We start from the raw sequence: 17,871 nt of genomic DNA on the forward strand, positions 1-17,871 counted from the left end.
CTCCTCCCCTCACGCGTCCAGCACCAGGCGCGTGCTGCGGGCGCGTGAGACGCAGACCATCATGCACTCATTGGCTTCCTGCTCCTCCTCGTCGAGCACCGAGTCGCGGTGGTCGACCTCGCCCTCGAGGACGATCTGCTCGCAGGTACCGCAGATGCCTTCGAGGCAGGAGCCGAGCACGCTGACGCCGGCGTTCCGCATGGCGTCGAAGACCGTCGTCTCCGCGGGCACCTGCAGCGTGATCCCCGAGCGCTGGAGCACGAGCTCGAAGTCGGAGTTGTCGCCGTCCTCGCGCGGCTTGGCCGAGAAGCGCTCGAGATGGAGTGCGTGGGCGGGCCAGCTCGTGCACCGCTCCTCGACCGCGGCCAGCAGGGGCTCCGGCCCGCAGCAGTACACGAGCGTGTCGTCGGCGGGCGTGCCGAGGATGGTCCCGAGATCGAGGACGCCCGCCTCCTCCTGGGGGACGAGGTGCACGCGGTCGCCGTACTTCTCGAGGTGGTCGGTGAAGGCCATCGACGCGCGGCTGCGACCGCCGTAGTGCAGCTGCCAGTCGGCGCCCGCCGCCTCGGCCTCCTCGATCATCGGCAGGATCGGCGTGATCCCGATGCCACCGGCGAGGAAGACGTAGCCCTTCGACGCCACCAGCGGGAAGTGGTTGCGGGGGCCCCGGATCGTGAGCCGGCTGCCCTCGCCCAGCGCGTGGACCGCGGCCGAGCCCCCACGGGAGTCCGGGGTCAGCAGCACGGCGACCTGGTAGGTGTCGCTCGCCGCGGGGCTGCTGCACAGGGAGTACTGGCGCACGAGGTCCGCGCCCAGGAGGAGGTCGATGTGCGCCCCGGGCGTCCACGGCGGCAGGTGGCCCGAGGCCGGGTCCGTCAAGGTCAGCAGGGAGACGCCCTCGGCAGGGTGGTCGATCCGGGAGACCGTCACCTCGGTCTCGAACTCGCTCATCAGCGTGGCGGCAGGCTGGGTCATGTCGTGTCCGCTCGGTGCAGTGGCCAGGGGCTCGGCATTGAATCGTTCGGACCCGAACAGTAGCCTTGGCGCGGGTCCCCCGTAAAGAGTTGAGGAGCTACTCGTGCGCGCTCTCGTCATCCAGCACGACCACGTGTCGCCTCCCGGGGCCGTCGGCCGGAGGCTCGAGGAGTGCGGCGTCGAGATCGTGTTCCACGAGGTGGTCCCCGAGGCGCGTCACTTCACGCCCGACGTGCGCACGGTCTTCCCGGACGTCGCCGGTTTCGACCTGGTCGTGGCCATGGGTGCGCCGTGGTCGGTGTACGACGAGGAACGCATCGGGTCCTGGGTGTCGGACGAGCTCGACCTGCTGCGCCACGCCGACGCGAGCGGTGTGCCGGTGCTCGGGATCTGCTTCGGCGGCCAGCTGGTCGCCGCGGCGCACGGGGGAGCCGTCGTACCGGCCGAGCGGGCGGAGATCGGATGGGCACCTGTCCGGACCGACGACCCGTCACTCGTCGGCGAGGGGCCGTGGTTCCAGTGGCACATGGACCGGTGGGACCTGCCCGGGGGTGCCCGCGAGATCGCCCGCAACGACGCGTCGTCCCAGGCGTTCGTGCTGCGCCGCAACCTGGCCGTGCAGTTCCATCCCGAGCTCGACGCGGCGATGCTGGACCTCTGGTTGACCAACGGCGGTGCGCAGGTCGCGCGCGCACACGGACGCGACCCCGACGAGCTCCTGGCGGAGACCGTCGAGCGGGAGCAGGCCGGACGGACGCGCGCCGCTGCTCTCGTCGACGGCTTCCTCGACCGCGTCTCGGAGCTCACCGGGCACTGATCAGGACGCGCCGGCCCCCAGCTGGATCGCGGCGACGCCGCCGACGACGAGGCCGATGCCGACGACCTGCAGCGGCGCGAGGTGCTCGCCGAAGACAACCGACCCGAGCACCGCGATCAGCGCGACGCCGATCGCCGACCAGATCGTGTAGGCGACCGCGACCGGGATGCCGCGGTTGAGCACCATCGCGAGCAGGACGAACGACATCGCGTAGCCCGCGACCACCACGACGCTGGGCACCAGGCGGCTGAAGCCGTCGGACGCCTTGAGCGCCAGCGTGCCCGTCACCTCGGAGACGATCGCCAGCCCCAGCAGCAGGTAGACGTTCACCGGTCCTCCCTCCGGACGCACGGCGGTGCGGCGTACGCCATGCACAGCCTCTCAGCCGGTGAGCTGCGCCGCGAGCCCCGCGACCACCGGACCTCTTTGTCCGCTTTCGGACGGATATTTCGGTCCGACGAGGACCAATTCACGGGTTGACCCGCGAATTGCCCCCTCCCCGGGGCCTCTCAGCGCCCCGCGACCAGGTCGTCGTAGCGGTCCTGCCAGTGGCGGCGGAGCAGGGTGGGGAGGTCGTCGCGGTCGAGGGCGCGGGCGAGGGCGTCGCGGTCGGCGTCCGAGAGCGGTACGGCGGGGAAGGTGCGGCCGAGCACGTGGGTGTAGGCCTGCCCGCGGGCGGCGGCGACAGCCGGGGCCTCGTCGAGGTAGCGCTGGAGGTAGGGGCCGACGAGCTCGAGCTGCTCGGGGTTCCAGAAGCCCTCGTTGAGCGCGGTGTACTCGCGGTTGGAGACGTCCGGGTCCTCGAGCATCCGCGCCCACGCCTCGGCCTTGGCCGAGGCGTGCGGCCGCGCGGCCAGCGCCCGCAGCGCCCCGAGCTCGCCGACGATGGTGCCGTCGCCGACCCGCTCGGCCTCGATCGCCGCGGCGTCGAGCGCGCCGAGGCCGGCGAGCCGGTGCAGCGCCAGCCAGCGCAGGGTGCCGTCGACCGCGACGCCGGTGTGGGTCTCGCGGTCGACCAGCCAGCGCTCGAGCAGCGCGGTGTCGGGCGTGGTCGACGCGAGGGCGCGGGTCAGCGCGAGCGCGACCTCGGGGTCGGGCTCGGAGGCCAGCCCGCTCTCGCAGGCCGCTGCGAGCTGCGCGAGCGCGGCGGGCACGTCGGGGGGCGCGACGTGGCGGGGGACCAGGCGCGCACGGCACCAGGCCAGCACCGCCTCGACAACGGCCGCGCGCGGCTCGCGCGCGAGGTTGCGGGTGACCAGGCCGAGGAAGTCGGACGAGCCCAGCTCGCCCTCGGCGACCAGGTCGAACGCCGTGCTCCACAGCACCGCGCGGGCGGTGTCGTCGGGCAGCGAGGCGAGGTCGCGCACCACGGCCGCCCACGACTGCTCGTCGAGGCGCACCCGCGCGTAGGTCTCGCCACCGGCGTTGGGCACCAGCACCGGCGCGTCGGGCAGCCGCACCGGCTGGGGGCTGGCCGGCACGTCGACCAGCGCGCTGTCGAGCGGCGCCAGCGTGTCGTCGTACGTCGAGACGCGGACGCGGTGCGGGCGGCTGCCCTCGTTGACGAGGTAGGGCCCCTGCTCGTCGCGGAGGACGCGGAGGGTGTCGAAGCCGGTGGTGCGCAGCCACGCCTCGACCCAGCCGCGCACGTCGCGGTCGGTCGCAGCGTCGAGCGCGGCCACGAAGTCGGCGAGCGTCGCGTTGCCGTGGCGGTGGGTGGAGAGGTAGGTGTTCACGCCGGCGAGGAACGGCTCGTCGCCCAGCCAGGTCACCAGCTGCCGCAGCACGCTGTTGCCCTTGGCGTAGGAGATCGCGTCGAAGTTGCCCGCCGCGACGTCGACGTCGGTGACGTCCTCGGTGATCGCCGCGACCGGATGGGTCGAGCGGCGCTGGTCCGCGGCGTACGCGCCGGGCTTGCGACCGACCGTGAAGTCGACGAAGGCGCCGTCGACGCCCGCGGCGTCCTCGGAGACCCGGAAGCCCATGTAGTCGGCGAACGACTCCTGGAGCCAGGTGTCCTCCCACCAGGTCATCGTCACCAGGTCGCCGAACCACATGTGGGCCATCTCGTGCGCGATCACCATCGCCCGGGAGCGCCGCTCGCCCTCGGTCATCCGGCCCAGCGGCAGCATCTCGTCGCGGTAGGTGACGCAGCCCGGGGTCTCCATCGCGCCCCAGTTCTGGCCGGGCACCATCGCCTGGTCGTAGGAGTCGTAGGCGAAGGGCTCGTCGAAGATCCGGGCGTAGTGGTCGAAGCAGGCCTCGGTGATCCGCCGCAGCTCGTCGGCGTCGCGCTCGAGGGCCGGCGCCAGGGACTGCCGGGCGTGCCAGCCGAAGGGCCGCCCGGCGTGCGCCCAGCGCACCGAGGCCCACGGCCCGGCGCACATCACGAACATCGCGGGGGGCAGCGGTGGCGTGGTGGCGAAGGTCCAGGTCCCGCCCGCGTCGCCGTCGGGCACCGCGGTGGGTGCGCCGTTGGCGAGCACGGTCCAGCCGGCGGGTGCGGCCACCGACAGGGTCACCGGCGCCTTGAGGTCGTTCTGGTCGAAGCAGGGGAGGACCTTCTGCGTCACGTCCATGCCGCAGTACGCCGACACGTAGCGCTCGCCGTCGGCCGGGTCGGTGAAGGTGTGCATGCCGTCGCCGTCGGTCACGTAGGGCACCCGGGCCTCGACGACGACCTCGTTGGTCGCCGCCAGCCCGTCGAGCGCGATCCGCCGGCCGTCGTACGACGCGGGGGCGCCGTCGACGGTCACGTCGCGGGCGTGCGCGAGCTCGAGGAAGGTGCCGGCGCCGGGCTCGGCGCACGCGAAGCGCACCACCGCCCGCACGGCGTACTCCGACGTGGCGGAGCCCGCGGCGTCGGCGAGGTCGAGGTGGACGTCGTAGGAGACGTTGCTGAGCAGGGCGGCCCGCGCGCGGGCCTCGGCGAGGGTGAGCGGCACCCGCGGCACGCTACCCCGGCGGGTGCGGGGCTCCGGAGCGCCGGGCGCCGATTCGCCGCCTCCGGCGCGCCGCGGCTAGGATCGTGGGCTGATGCCTCGGCGAGGGAGCACCGCTCCGTGATCGACAGGGCTGGCGACACCTCCGGTGCGCCGCGCTGACCCGGTCGCGCGGCGCCCGTGCTGTCTCCGGGGCCCCCACCTGTTCCGCAGCCAGAGGAGACGCACATGTCCGCCCCCGAGAAGATCGTCGCCGAGACCCGCACCGAGTTCGGCAAGGGTGCGGCCCGCCGCATCCGCCGCCAGGACAAGGTGCCGGCCGTCATCTACAGCCACGGCTCCGACCCGCTCCACATCACCCTGCCGGGCCACGACACGATGATGGCGCTCAAGCACGGCGGCACCAACGCGCTGCTCGAGCTCGAGATCGACGGCAAGCTGCAGCTCGGCCTGACCAAGCAGGTGCAGGTCGACCCGATCACCCGCAACCTGGAGCACATCGACTTCGTCGAGGTGAAGAAGGGCGAGAAGGTCACCGTCGACATCTCCATCCAGCTCGTCGGCGAGGCCGTCCGCGACGCCCTCGTGGTCGTCGAGAACACCACCGTGTCGGTCGAGGCCGAGGCGACCCACATCCCCGAGTCGATCGAGGTCGACATCGAGGGCGCCGAGGTCGGCACCCAGATCCACGCCTCCGACCTCAAGCTCCCCTCGGGCAGCTCGCTGCTCACCGATGCCGAGATGCTGATCGTGAACATCACCAACGCGCCCACCGCCGAGGAGGTCGAGGCCGAGCTGGAGGAGGCCGAGGCCGAGGCCGGCATCGAGCGCGACGAGTCCGTCGCCGAGGCCGCCGAGGCTGCCGCTCCGGCCGAGGGCGAGGCCGCGCCGGCCGAGGGCGGCTCCCAGGAGTGACCCGGCTGGGTCGTCGGCTGGCCCGGCTCTTCCGCGGACCGGCCGACGCCCCCCGCTCGCCCCACCCGGGCGGGTGGGGAGACGTGAGCGGAGACGACATGAGCGACGCGGAGGTCTGGCTCGTCGTCGGGCTGGGCAACCCCGGTCCGTCGTACGCCGGGCACCGGCACAACGTCGGCTACCTCGTCGTCGACGAGCTGGCCGAACGGATGGGTGCTGCGCTGCGCGCGCACAAGACCGGTCGCGCCGACGTGGTCGAGGGTCGCCTCGGCGGCGTCCCGGGCGCGCCGGGTCCGCGCGTGGTGCTGGCCCGCCCCCGCTGCTACATGAACGAGACAGGTGGGCCGGTGAAGGCGCTGGCCACCTTCTACAAGGTGCCGCCGGCCCGCGTCGTGGCCGTGCACGACGAGCTCGACCTCCCGTTCGGCTCCATGCGGGTCAAGCTGGGGGGCGGCGACAACGGCCACAACGGGCTGCGCTCCCTGCGCTCGTCGCTCGGCACCGGCGACTTCCACCGCGTCCGGGTCGGCATCGGCCGCCCGCAGGGCCGCCAGGACGTCGCGGACTTCGTCCTGTCCAACTACTCCGCGACCGAGCGCAAGGAGATCCCCTTCCAGGTGGTCGACGCGGCCGATGCGGTCGAGTGCCTGGTCACCGAGGGCCTCGAGAAGACCCAGCAGCGCTTCAACTCCTGACATCCCAGCAAGAGAAGGGCACCACCGTGACCGACGCACCCACCCTCCCCGCCGAGGCCGCCACCGACGACCACGTCTTCGCGACCTGGCTCGCCACCGTGGCGGGCGAGCGGCTGCTCGAGGTCCGCGGCCAGGGCCTCGAGGGCCGTGAGCTCAAGGACGCCGGCGACGCCGCCGCGCAGGCCCTCATCGCCGAGCTCCTCGCCGCCCACCGGCCCGACGACGCGGTGCTCTCGGAGGAGGCCGCCGACGACAAGTCGCGTCTCGACGCGCACCGGGTCTGGATCATCGACCCCCTCGACGGCACCCGCGAGTTCTCCGAGCCGCCGCGCGACGACTGGGCCGTGCACGTCGCGCTCTGGCAGGACGGCCTGCTCGTGGCGGGCGCCGTCGCCCAGCCCGCGCTCGGCGAGACCTTCAACACCGGCAACCCGCCCGTGCTGCCGCCGCGCACCTCGACCCGCCCGCGGATCGCGGTCTCCCGCACCCGCCCGCCGGCCTTCGTGCAGGCCCTCGCCGAGGAGATCGACGCCGAGCTGGTGCCGATGGGCTCCGCCGGCGTGAAGGTGATGTCGGTGGTCCGCGACGTCGCCGACGCCTACGTGCACGCCGGCGGGCAGTACGAGTGGGACAACGCCGCCCCCGTCGCCGTCGCCCGCGCCGCCGGGCTCTTCTGCTCGCGCGTGAACGGCGCCGAGCTCGTCTACAACCAGGACGACGTGTCGCTGCCCGACCTGATCGTCTGCCGCCCCGAGCTCGCCGACCAGATCATCGACTTCGTCCGGCGCCACGGCACCGACTGACGACGTCGCCTGCCGGGCAAATCGCTCGACAGGCGCGCCACCCGCCGCGAGGCTGCGGCCATGACGTCGTTCATCAGCCACACGACCATCGACTGCCACCACGCCTACGAGCTCTCCGGGTGGTGGAAGCCGGTGCTCGGCTACCGCGACCTCGAGGACGACCCCAACGAGCCCGGGCACGAGGAGTGCATGATCCGCGACCCCGAGACGGGGCACCAGCTCCTGTTCATCGAGGTGCCCGACGTCAAGCAGGTCAAGAACCGCCTCCACCTCGACCTGCGCCCCCGGGCGGGTACCCGCGACGAGGAGGTCGCCCGGCTGCTCGCCCACGGGGCCACCCAGGTCGCCGACCACCGCGACCAGCACGGCTCCGGCACCGGCTGGGTCGTGCTCGCGGACCCCGAGGGCAACGAGTTCTGCATCCTCCGCTCGGAGGCCGAACGCGCCGCCACCGCCTGACCCGTCCCGACCGCCGAGGTGGGAGAAATGGTCACCCGAGGTGGGAGAAATGGTCACCCGAGGTGGGAGAAAAGGTCACCCGAGGTGGGAGGAATGGTCACGGCGGATCGCCATTTCTCCCACCTGACGTCGCCATTTCTCCCACCTCGGCGTGACGGGCGTGGGAGGCGAGGGCGAGGGCCGGGAAGAGCAGGACAGAGAGGGCGCCGGCACCGACGAGGGCGGCGGCGTTCTCGGGGAGCATGGTGCCGTTGGCCAGGCCGATCTGGGTGATCGCCACCAGCAACGGGAGGGCGGTGGCCGCGAGCACGCCGAGCTCGACCCGGTCGCGCAGCGGGAACATGCCGCGGTAGGCGATGACCGTGGGCAGGCCGCGCACGACGAGCAGCAGGGTGAAGAAGAGCACGAGGCGCAGCGGGTTGTCGGCGATCGACTGGATGTCGAGGTTCATCCCGGAGACCACGAAGAAGACCGGGATGAAGAAGCCGTAGCCGACAGCGTCGAGCTTGTGCTCGAAGGCCGCGGGGTCGGTGGGCCCGAGCTGGCGCAGCACCATCCCGGCCAGGAACGCACCGAGCACGGCGTCGAGGCCGAACTCGGCGGCGATGGTCAAGAAGAGCACCAGCAGCAGCACGGTGGCGCGCACCGCGCTCTGGCGGGTGTCGTCCTGGGTCTGGGTGAAGGCCCGGTGCACCGCGGTCCCGGCGAACAGCCGCGGCACCGCGGCCAGGACGACGGCGAGCAGCGCGATCGCGGCGAGCGAGAGCAGCGCCACGAAGCTCCCGCGGGTGCCCAGGAAGATCGCGACGGCGAGCACCGGCAGCATCTCGCCGACCGCGCCCGTGGTGAGGACCGCGTCGCCGAACGGGGTCGCGAGCAGGCCGCGGTCGCGCAGCAGGGGCAGCAGCACCCCGAGCGCCGTGGTCGTCAGGGCGAGCGAGACCGCGACGTACGCGTGCACCAGACCTGAGGCCGCGAGGACGCCGACGACCGCCAGCGCGAGCAGCAGGGAGGCGCCCCAGGCGATGAAGGCGCGGGTGGCCACCGGCTCGCGCAGCAGCCGGGGCTCGACCTCGTAGCCCGCGATCAGGAACAGGAAGCCCAGGCCCACCTCGGCGATCAGCTCCACCAGGTCCGGCTCGGCGATCCCGAGCACCTGGGGCCCGATCAGGACGCCCCCGACCAGCAGCAGCACCACCTGGGGCACGTGGCCGCCGACCATCGTGGTCAGCAGGGGAGCGGCCGCGCTGACGAGGCAGACGAGCAGCAGGGTCTGCAGGGTGGTCGTCGTGTCGATGCGGGCTCACCCCATCCCGAGCGGGTCGGGGGCCAGCGCGAGCTGCGGGTCCACCCGCCCGGCGTGCGCGACCGCCGCCTCCAGCGCCGCGCGGCGGGGGGCGAGCGCGGCGGCGAGGTCGGGAGGGACCTCGCGCTCGAGCCGGTCGTACGCCGCGGCGAGGCGTCGCGTGACCTGGGGGGAGCCGGCCCCGTCGATCTCGATCTCGGTGAAGGAGAGGGACAGCAGCTGCGCCCAGTCGTCCCGGTGCTCGACGAGTCGCACGACGTCATCGTCGTCCACGAAGAGGCCCGTCGGCCAGGGTTGCCGGGCGAGCCGCAGGAGGATGTCGACGAGCCGGTCGACCACCTGCGTCGCGGTCCCGGCCTGGTTGAGCGCCGGTGAGAGGGCCTGGATGGCCACGTCGACCAGCTGCCGGATGCCGAAGGCCGGGTCCTGGTACATCGTGCGACCGCGGCCGAGGTGGAAGCAGCGGACGACCTCGTCGTTCGACGGCACGGTGCCGCCGTGCACGGCGGCGAGGGCGCCGCCGGACGGCACGTACTGCCCGTGCCTCACCAGGATGACGAGCACGCAGCCGTGCCGGCGCGCCACCTCGGCCAGGCGGTGCCGGTCGATCCCCAACACGACGCCGAAGCGGCCGCCACCCGGCGAGGCGGGGGCCGGCAGCGGCAGCTGGACCACCGGGGGGGTCGTCGACGAGCCGCGGCGCCTCCACCTCGACGTACGACGAGCGGTCCGGGAAGCTGTCGGCCAGCGTGCCCCGGGTCTCCTCGGCCACCGCGGTGATCACCCAGGAGACCTGCAGCAGCCGCACGGTCTGGGTGGCGTAGGCGATGAACACCACGACGCTGGCCATCACGAGCACGAAGGCCGCCGTCACCGCCCGTGACCGGGCATCGGCGTTCGCGGTGCCCTCCTCGAGCACCAGCACGACGACCGAGAAGCTGAACGTCGCCAAGAACGTGCCGAAGGCGACCTTGGTCAGCGTCGAGCGCGTGAACGTGCGCACCACCCGCGGCGAGAGCTGGGCGCTGGCCAGCTGGAGCGCGACGAGCGTCATCGTGAACACCACCCCGACGAAGGTCAGCATCGAGGTCGCCAGCACGCCGAGGATCGCCGAGGCGCCGGCCTGGTCGACCGGCAGCCCGCGCGACCAGCGATCCGGCACCCCCAGCTCCTCGGCGAAGGCGGTCAGCCAGGCCAGCACGACGCCTCCGAGCAGCATCGCCGACGGGATCACCCAGAAGTGCTCGCGCACCAGGTCGCGCAGCTCCACCCACCGGAAGGCCCGCGAGGAGCGGGGGCGCAGCGCGAGCACCGCCTCACCGTAGGGGCCGCTCGGCCCGCCCCTCTAGGGACGAAGGTCCCCCGGCCCCGGCCCACCCGGGTGGTGGGTCGGGCCGGGACCCGTCCCACGCGTCGGAGGGTCCCTCCCCAAATTCGACGAAATGGCTGTTCAGCCCCCGTGGCCACCCGGCCGGCCCCACGAGGGTGTGGGAGGCGGCCAGCAGTGTCGGTGGGTCGCCGAGAGTGGATCGTCTCGGGGGGTAGGGGCAGCGTGACCGCGGAAGTGTTCCTGGACGCGACGGAGACGGCTCCGTCCGTGGACGTCCCGCGCCCTGCCGCAGCGAGCCTCGTCGTCCCGCTCCCGCAGGTGGGGGAGCCCGCCGAGGTCCACGCTCCCGCCGGCGTGGCGCAGGTCGTCCAGCGGCAGGTGCCGTGGGTGCTCGCGCTCGGCGCCGGCACCGTGACGGCAGCGCTCCTGCGCCACGGCTACACGGTGGCCGCGACGACGCTCCTGCTGTGGCTCGCCGTCCACCTCGCCGTGCGCCGTCGCGGCATCCAGGGCCGGATGGGCAGCAGCCTGCCCCCGGTGTCCGGACTCGTCCGCCACCTCTCCGTGCCCTTCGCCGTCGTCGGCCTCGCCGTCGTGGCCGGAGCCCTCGACGTCCGCGCGCTCGGCAGCAGCCTGCTGCTCGCCGGCGTCGCCACTGCCGCGCTCGTCGTGGCCAGCCCCCTCGCCAGGACCGCGCGCCAGCCGCTGCGCGTCCTCGTGGTCGGTGACCGCGGGGGCGTGGGCCACGTCGCCTCGAGCTGGGCCCAGTGCCGCGACGTCCACCTGGTCGCCGCGGTGGTGGACGACCGCGACGACGAGCTCGACCTCGACCTCGAGACGTTCGGCCTCCCGCAGGGGCGCGGCCTCGAAGCCGTCGAGGAGCTCGCCGAGCTCCACGGCCCCGACACCGTCGTCGTGCTGCCCGGGACGACGCTCGGTCGCGACGACCTGCGGCGCCTCTGCTGGTCGCTCGAGGGCACCCGCACCTCGCTGGCGGTCCTGACCGGCCTCGACTCCGTCCCGCTGCGCCGCCTGTCGCTGGCCCACGTGGCCGGCCACTCGATCACCGAGATCGGCTCGAGCCGCCCGGGCGTGCACGTCCGCCTCGGCAAGGCCGTCGTCGACCGCGTCGGCGGCACCCTGCTGCTCCTGCTCGCCTCGCCGCTGCTGCTCACGCTCGCGATCGCGATCCGGATCGACTCGCACGGCGCGGCGTTCTTCCGCCAGGTCCGCGTCGGCCAGGGCGGGCAGCTGTTCACGATGTACAAGCTGCGCACGATGGTGGTCGACGCCGAGGTCCACAAGGCCGAGCTCGCGGCCGTCGACGAGGGCAACGGGGTCCTCTTCAAGATCCACCACGACCCGCGCATCACCCGCGTCGGCCACTTCCTGCGCCGCTCGTCGCTCGACGAGCTGCCGCAGCTGATCAACGTCGTGCGCGGCGAGATGTCGCTGGTGGGGCCGCGCCCGGCGCTGCCGCGCGAGGTCGAGCAGTACGACCTCGTGGCCCGCCGGCGACTGGCCGTCAAGCCCGGCATGACCGGTCTGTGGCAGGTGAGCGGACGCTCCGACCTCGACTGGGACACCAGCGTCGAGCTCGACGTCCACTACACCGACAACGTCACCATCGGCGACGACCTCCGGATCTGCCTGCAGACCGTGCGCGCCGTGACCGGCGGGAAGGGGGCCTACTGATGACCGGCCCCGTCCTGCTCGTGAGCAGCCAGGGAGGGCACCTCGCCCAGCTGCTCGTGCTGCGCTCCTGGTGGGAGGAGCACGACCGCGTCTGGGTCTGCCCCGACACCCCCGACGTGCGTGACCGCCTCGCCGACGAGCACGTGGTCACGTCCTACTCCCCGACCACCCGCAACGTGGTCAACCTCGTGCGCAACGCCGCGCTCGCCGTCCGGACGCTGCGCCGGCACCGCCCCTCGCTGGTGGTCAGCACCGGGGCCGGGGTCGCGGTGCCGTTCTTCGTGGCCGCCCGCGCGATGGGCATCCCCACCGCGTTCATCGAGGTCTACGACCGCGTCGACAGCCCGACGCTGACCGGCCGCCTCTGCGGTCCCTTCACCACGCGCCGGATCGTGCAGTGGGACCAGCAGCTCGACTTCTACCCGGACGCACACCTCGTGGGGCCGCTGCTGTGAACGCCACCGTCCTGGTGCTCGTGGGCACCGACCACCACCCCTTCGACCGTCTGGTCGCCTGGGCCGACGAGTGCGCGCAGCGCGACCCCGGGTCCCGCTGGGTCGTGCAGCACGGCAGCTCGCGCCCCCCGACCCACGCCGAGGCCCACGCCTTCCTGCCGCACGACGACCTCGTGACCATGCTGGCGGACGCCGACGCGGTGGTCTGCCACGGCGGTCCGGGCACGATCATGGATGCCCGCGGCCTCGGCCACGTCCCGGTCTGCGTGCCGCGCGACCCCGCCCTCGGCGAGCACGTCGACGGCCACCAGCAACGCTTTGCCTCCCTCGTGGACCGCGCAGGCGTCGTCGTCCGGGCCGACAGTGCCGGCGCCCTCGACGATGCGGTCCGGCAGGCGGCGTCCCGCCGGCGGGAGACGGCGGGCGCCGCCCACGCCCTGGCCGGGACCGGTGACGGCCCCGTGCTCGGCTCGGCGTACGGACCGGTCGCGCTCGGCCTCACCGGCCGCCCGCCCGGCCAGCACGACCCGACCGCGCTCGCGCGCGAGCTGCTCGCCCAGGAGCTCGACGAGCTGATCCGCGACCACGCCCCGCGTGCGCGGTCGTGGATCGCGCCGCGGCCCCGGTCGGGCCGTCGGCGCTCGCTGACGCGCAGCCAGCGCAACTGACGTTGGACCGGCTCGCACCCCTCTCACCCAAATGGGGGAGGTCACGCGGGCATCTGGCGCTGGAGGGTCCTCCCGGTGCCAGCATCGCAGCCGGGCCGCCCTGGCCCGTGCCGGAGGGAATGGGGTACCAGTGGGAACCATCGATCGTGCGCCCGCGCACCGAGCAGAGCCTCGACGTCGCCCTGCCCGCACCCTGGCCGCGGCGCTGACCGCGGTCGTGGTCGGGCTGGTCACGGCCGTCGGGGGCTCGCTCCTCGCGCCCCCGTCCGCCTCGGCCGCGCCCGCCACGCTCGGCCAGGTCGCCGCCGCCAGCACCGCCGGCAACCGCACCGCGCACACGGTCAACGTGCCGTCGTCGGTGCAGGCCGGCGACGTGATGGTGCTCGTGCTGACCTGGAACACCCAGACCACCGTCACCGGCCCCACCGGCTGGACGGCTCTCCAGACCCACGCCGGCAGCGGCATCACCGGCCGGGTCTGGACACGCGTCGCCACCGCCTCCGACGCCGGCTCGCAGGTCCGCGCGACCAGCGCCGCGTCCGCCAAGTCGGTCATGTCCCTCACCGCCTACCGCAGCTCCGGCCCCTCGCCCAGCGTGACGGCGTCGGCGCAGGGCGGCTCGGACAGCCCGGCGACCAGCCACACCACCCCGGCCGTGCCGGTCGCCGACGAGGGCTCCTGGCTCGTCAGCGCCTGGGCGGAGAAGTCCGGCACCGACACGACGTGGACGTTGCCGGCCGAGGTCACCCAGCGCACCACCGCGGCCGGCACCGGTACCGGCAAGGTGTCCCAGATCGTCGGCGACTCCGGGGGCCCGGTGGCCGCCGGCACGGCAGCCGGACGCACCGCCACCACCAGCACCTCGGTCAACCGCAGTGCGCTGTTCTCGGTCGTGGTGAGCCCCGGGGTCGCCGGCAACCGCCCGCCGGTCGCGGTGTTCGCCTTCAGCTGCGGCGGGCTCGCCTGCAACTTCGACGCCACGGGCTCGAGCGACCCCGACGGCGACCCCCTGACCTACGCCTGGAACTTCGGTGACAACAGCACCGGCTCGGGCGTCTCGCCCAGCCACACCTACGCCGGCGCCGGCACCCGCAACGTGACGCTGACGGTGAGCGACGGGACGACCACCAGCCAGTCCACCCAGTCGGTCACCGTGACGGCGCCCGTCGCGCAGGGCAACCAGCCCAAGCCCGGCCACACGACCCTGGTGCCGGAGAAGGCGCGGGCGGCGTTCCCGCGGATCACCGGCGGCGAGATCTGGGACATCGAGACCATCGGCAACAAGGCGTACGTCGCCGGCACGTTCAGCTCCGCGGTCAACGTGGCCGGCAACGGCGCCACGGTGACGCAGCCGAACCTGATGGCGATCAACCTCGACACCGGCCTGATCGACACCACCTTCCGGCCGACCTTCGGTGGCGGCGGGGTGAGCGCGGTCGAGGCGTCCCCGGACGGCACCAAGCTGTTCGTCACCGGCTCCTTCGACACGGTCAACGGCGTGGCCAAGGCCAAGATCGCCTCGCTCAGCCCCACCACCGGTGCACCGGTGGCCGGGTTCACGGCCAACGCCAACAGCCAGGGCAACGCCCTGGCGGTCAGCAACACGACCGTCTACGTCGGCGGCCGCTTCAGCAAGATCAACGGTGTGACCCGGGTCGGCCTCGCCGCGGTGAGCTCGAGCACCGGCGCCGTGGACCTCGCGTTCGACAACCAGCTCTCCGGCGGCATCGGCACCAACGGCACGCTGACGGTGCAGCAGCTCAAGCTCACCCATGACAGCAGCACGCTGGTCGTGGTGCACACGGCGCGGCGCATCGACGACCAGAACCGTTACGGCATCGGCCTCATCGACACCGCGAGCAAGCAGCTGCTGCCGTGGCGGACGCACCTGTGGGAGGACAACCTCCAGTACGTCGGCGGCATCCAGCGCATCTACGCGGGCGATGTTGCACCCGACGACTCCTACTTCGTCGTGGGCAGCGGGTCGGGCGGCGACCGCCCGCCGATCAACGACACCGCGGTCGCCTTCTCGTTCGACGGCGGCGACGGCGTCGAGCCCCTGTGGATCTCGCGTTGCTTCGACAGCGTCTACTCGGTCGCGATCACCGAGAAGGCCGTCTACATCGGCGGGCACTTCCAGTGGAACGAGTCGCCGACCGCTCCCGATCCGTGGCCGGGCCAGGACGACATCGGCTACGGCACCGGGCAGGGCCTCTCCGGCTACGGCCTGGGGGACCAGGTGGTCCGCCGCGACCACCTCGGCGCGCTCGACCCGGCCACCGGGAAGGCGCTCGAGTGGCACCCCGGCTCCAACTCCATCGAGGGCAACAAGGCGCTCCAGGCCACCTCGCAGGGCCTGCTCAGCGGCGGTGACGCCAAGCGGCAGGGCGGCGTCAGCACCGGCCGCGTGGCCTTCTTCCGCCTCGCGGACAACCCGGCCCCCAGCTCGCCCGACACCACCATCACCAGCCCGATCCAGGGTCGGGTCGTGCACGCCAACGAGCCGTTCACGATCCAGGGCGACGCGACCGTGACCACCGGCTCGGTGGCCCGGGTGCAGGTCGAGGTCCAGAGCGGCAGCGCCTACCTGCAGGACGACCTCACCACGTGGAGCAGCACCTTCAACACGATCGACGCCCAGCTCAGCACGCCTGCCGACGGGAAGACCTCGTGGTCGCTGCCGCTGACCGTGACGACCGCGCGGGAGATGACGATCCGGGCGCGGGCCGTGGCCTCCTCGGGTGCCCAGGACCCGGTCAAGGCCGAGAAGAAGATCGAGTCCTTCAGCTTCGACGACCTGCCGCCCAGCACACGCATCACCGGCCCGAGCGGCACCCTGCAGACCTCGACGACGTTCATCCTCCGCGGGACCGCGACCGACGACAATGGCGTCAGCTCGATCATCCTCTACGTCAAGGACATCGCGACCGGGCGCTACCTGACGCCGGACGGGTCGCTCGTCGACGGGTACACGACGTTCCGGATCGATCCCGACGTCCCGGACGCGACCTCGGCCACGTGGCAGTACGAGCTCAACCTGCCCAACGAGGGTGACTGGAAGGTCAGCGCCACGGCCGTGGACACCGCGGGCCAGTCCGACACACGCCAGGAGGTGGTGGACTACACCGTGGACACCAGCGGCCAGGCGCCGTCGGTCACGATCTCCACCCCGCTCGCCGTGACGCCGCCGACCCCGTCGCCGTCGCTGACCATGGCGCCCGGTGGGCGGATCACCTTCACCGGGACCGCGACCGACGACCAGGACCTCGCGACCGTCGAGGTGAGCCTGCGCAACACGGTGACCCGGGACAACCTCGGCGCCGACGGGTCGTGGGGCCCGGACGTGATCGCCGGCTTCCACAAGATCTCCCCGGCCAACTTCAGCGGCACGTCCTACGACTGGTCGTACACGATGCCCGAGGACCTCGAGCCCGGCACCTACACCTTCGCGGTGCGGGCCACGGACAAGCAGGACCTCACGACCTCGTCGTCCTACCAGGGCCGGCTCACGATCAACGTGGCCGTCCCGGGTGACGCGGCTCCCAACGGGCTGCTGTCCTTCAGCGGGACCGACCGCTCGCTCGAGGTCCTGCACCTCGACCTGGCCGGCACCGCGACCGACGACAAGGGCGTGGCCTCCGTCGGGCTGGTGCTGCGCGAGGCCGACACGGGCCGCTACCTGCAGCCGGACGGGACGCTGGGCACCGGCTACCAGGTGCTGCCGACCACCCTGGCCGCTCCGGGCGCCACGAGCACCGGCTTCAGCAGGTCCATCGACCTGCCCCGCGCCGGTGACTGGAACGTCACCGCCTTCGCGATCGACTCCGCCGGGCAGACCGACACCTCGACCACCGGCGCGACCGCGCGCTACCTGGTCTACCCCGGTGACGCGGATCCTGCCCTCAACCTCGACCTGGTCTCGCCGCCGGCGGGCACCGTCTTCGAGGACGGCCGGATCTTCGTCAGTGGCCGAGCGGAGGACGACGTCGCCATGGCGCGGGTCGAGGTGGCCGTGGTCAACTCCTCCGGCCTCTACATGACCAGCACCGGGACGTTCTCGGGCACGACCGAGCGCTGGATCTCGGCGTTCCTCAACTCGCCGGGCTCGCCGGGGTCCAACTACTCCTACACGACGCCGGCGATCCCCGCGGGCGCCTACACCGTGCGGACGCGACCCGTGGACAGCATCGGGCAGTTCCCCGCGTCGCGCGACGTCCCGGTGTCGGTGACGATTCCGGCCAGCAACGCCGCACCCGTAGCCAACGCCACCTTCAGCTGTGCGTCCAACGTGTGCACGTTCGACGGCCGGACCAGCATCGACGAGTCGCCGTCCAGCCTGTCGTGGTCGTGGAACTTCGGCAACGGGCGGACGGCCTCCGGGTCGGTCCCGACCGTGACCTACACCTCGGCCGGCACCTTCACGGTGACGCTGACGGTGAAGGACGAGTACGGCGTCACGGGGACGACGACCCTGCCGGTGACGATCACCGAGCCGGCCGGCAACGTCGCGCCCACCGCGACGATCTCGACGCCGACCTGCGTGGGCCTGGTCTGCGGGCTCAGCGGTGCGACGTCGACCGACCCCAACGCAGGTGACACCTTCACCTACCTGTGGAACTTCGGGGACGGCACGCCGACGAGCACGACGGCGAGCTCGACGCACACGTTCCCCGCCGCGGGGACCTACGTGGTGACCCTGACGGTCACCGACGGCTGGGGCAAGGCTTCCACCACCACGCGGAGTGTCACGGTGGCACCATGAGTCCGTGCTGCAGCACCTGTACCGACGAACCGGTGGCGGGCCTCCCGGC

The 17,871-nt window shown here is 72.9% G+C and carries 14 protein-coding genes and 1 pseudogene; 9 read left to right on the forward strand and 6 right to left on the reverse strand.

Annotated elements, in window-relative coordinates; translation table 11 throughout:
- Nucleotides 1–9: 9 nt before the first annotated feature.
- A complete protein-coding gene (locus ACFPGP_RS14940; RefSeq protein WP_378591455.1) occupies nt 10–975 on the reverse strand; it encodes a PDR/VanB family oxidoreductase in 966 nt (321 codons plus the stop codon).
- Between the two features lie 103 nt (nt 976–1,078).
- Here ACFPGP_RS14940 and ACFPGP_RS14945 point away from each other — a divergent pair, with 103 nt between their 5' ends.
- Complete coding sequence (locus ACFPGP_RS14945) at nt 1,079–1,792, forward strand: type 1 glutamine amidotransferase (RefSeq protein WP_378591457.1); 714 nt, start codon at nt 1,079–1,081, stop codon at nt 1,790–1,792.
- Here the strand turns inward: ACFPGP_RS14945 and ACFPGP_RS14950 are convergent, their stop codons facing one another.
- Together ACFPGP_RS14950 and pepN are read right to left on the reverse strand one after the other, a co-directional pair.
- The gene (locus tag ACFPGP_RS14950) at nt 1,793–2,122 is read right to left on the reverse strand and encodes a DMT family transporter (RefSeq protein WP_378591458.1); all 330 of its coding nucleotides are present in this window, start codon (nt 2,120–2,122) and stop codon (nt 1,793–1,795) included.
- A 179-nt stretch (nt 2,123–2,301) separates the two neighbouring features.
- Nucleotides 2,302–4,737 carry an aminopeptidase N gene (gene pepN / locus ACFPGP_RS14955; RefSeq protein WP_378591460.1) on the reverse strand — a complete coding sequence of 812 codons (2,436 nt, stop codon included), beginning with the start codon at nt 4,735–4,737 and terminating at the stop codon, nt 2,302–2,304.
- 225 nt (nt 4,738–4,962) lie between these two features.
- On the opposite strand from pepN, the gene ACFPGP_RS14960 reads away from it, so the two are divergent.
- The 4 genes from ACFPGP_RS14960 (at nt 4,963) to ACFPGP_RS14975 (ending at nt 7,606) form a co-directional block, all read left to right on the forward strand.
- Nucleotides 4,963–5,649 (forward strand): 50S ribosomal protein L25/general stress protein Ctc, encoded by a 687-nt coding sequence (locus ACFPGP_RS14960; protein ID WP_378591461.1) that lies wholly within the window; start codon nt 4,963–4,965, stop codon nt 5,647–5,649.
- A gap of 98 nt (nt 5,650–5,747) precedes the next feature.
- Nucleotides 5,748–6,344 (forward strand): aminoacyl-tRNA hydrolase, encoded by a 597-nt coding sequence (gene pth / locus ACFPGP_RS14965; RefSeq protein ID WP_378591463.1) that lies wholly within the window; start codon nt 5,748–5,750, stop codon nt 6,342–6,344.
- A gap of 26 nt (nt 6,345–6,370) precedes the next feature.
- On the forward strand, nt 6,371–7,147 hold the full coding sequence (locus ACFPGP_RS14970) for a 3'(2'),5'-bisphosphate nucleotidase CysQ (protein WP_378591464.1): 777 nt from the start codon (nt 6,371–6,373) through the stop codon (nt 7,145–7,147).
- A 60-nt stretch (nt 7,148–7,207) separates the two neighbouring features.
- The gene (locus tag ACFPGP_RS14975) at nt 7,208–7,606 is read left to right on the forward strand and encodes a VOC family protein (RefSeq protein ID WP_378591465.1); all 399 of its coding nucleotides are present in this window, start codon (nt 7,208–7,210) and stop codon (nt 7,604–7,606) included.
- Between the two features lie 97 nt (nt 7,607–7,703).
- Here ACFPGP_RS14975 and ACFPGP_RS14980 read toward each other — a convergent pair whose 3' ends face one another.
- The 3 genes and pseudogenes from ACFPGP_RS14980 to ACFPGP_RS14990 all read right to left on the reverse strand — a co-directional run.
- Entirely contained in the window at nt 7,704–8,903 is a 1,200-nt protein-coding gene (locus tag ACFPGP_RS14980) for a cation:proton antiporter (protein WP_378591529.1), read from the reverse strand.
- Between the two features lie 6 nt (nt 8,904–8,909).
- Entirely contained in the window at nt 8,910–9,587 is a 678-nt protein-coding gene (locus ACFPGP_RS14985; RefSeq protein ID WP_378591467.1) for a DUF2254 family protein, read from the reverse strand.
- A 115-nt stretch (nt 9,588–9,702) separates the two neighbouring features.
- Nucleotides 9,703–10,131: pseudogene (locus tag ACFPGP_RS14990) on the reverse strand (DUF2254 family protein); the annotation flags it as partial.
- Between the two features lie 333 nt (nt 10,132–10,464).
- Between ACFPGP_RS14990 and ACFPGP_RS14995 the strand changes: the two are divergent.
- From ACFPGP_RS14995 to ACFPGP_RS15010, 4 genes are all read left to right on the forward strand, one after another.
- Entirely contained in the window at nt 10,465–11,937 is a 1,473-nt protein-coding gene (locus tag ACFPGP_RS14995; protein ID WP_378591468.1) for an exopolysaccharide biosynthesis polyprenyl glycosylphosphotransferase, read from the forward strand.
- Nucleotides 11,937–12,392, forward strand: coding sequence for a PssD/Cps14F family polysaccharide biosynthesis glycosyltransferase (gene pssD / locus ACFPGP_RS15000; protein WP_378591470.1), 456 nt, complete (start codon nt 11,937–11,939; stop codon nt 12,390–12,392). Before ACFPGP_RS14995 ends, pssD begins: the two co-directional genes overlap by 1 nt.
- On the forward strand, nt 12,389–13,060 hold the full coding sequence (locus ACFPGP_RS15005; RefSeq protein ID WP_378591472.1) for a glycosyltransferase: 672 nt from the start codon (nt 12,389–12,391) through the stop codon (nt 13,058–13,060). The genes pssD and ACFPGP_RS15005 overlap by 4 nt, the downstream gene beginning before the upstream one ends.
- A gap of 130 nt (nt 13,061–13,190) precedes the next feature.
- Entirely contained in the window at nt 13,191–17,822 is a 4,632-nt protein-coding gene (locus tag ACFPGP_RS15010; RefSeq protein ID WP_378591473.1) for a PKD domain-containing protein, read from the forward strand.
- Nucleotides 17,823–17,871 lie beyond the last annotated feature (49 nt).

This window comes from Nocardioides taihuensis (assembly GCF_042657275.1).
GTDB lineage: Bacteria > Actinomycetota > Actinomycetes > Propionibacteriales > Nocardioidaceae > Nocardioides > Nocardioides taihuensis.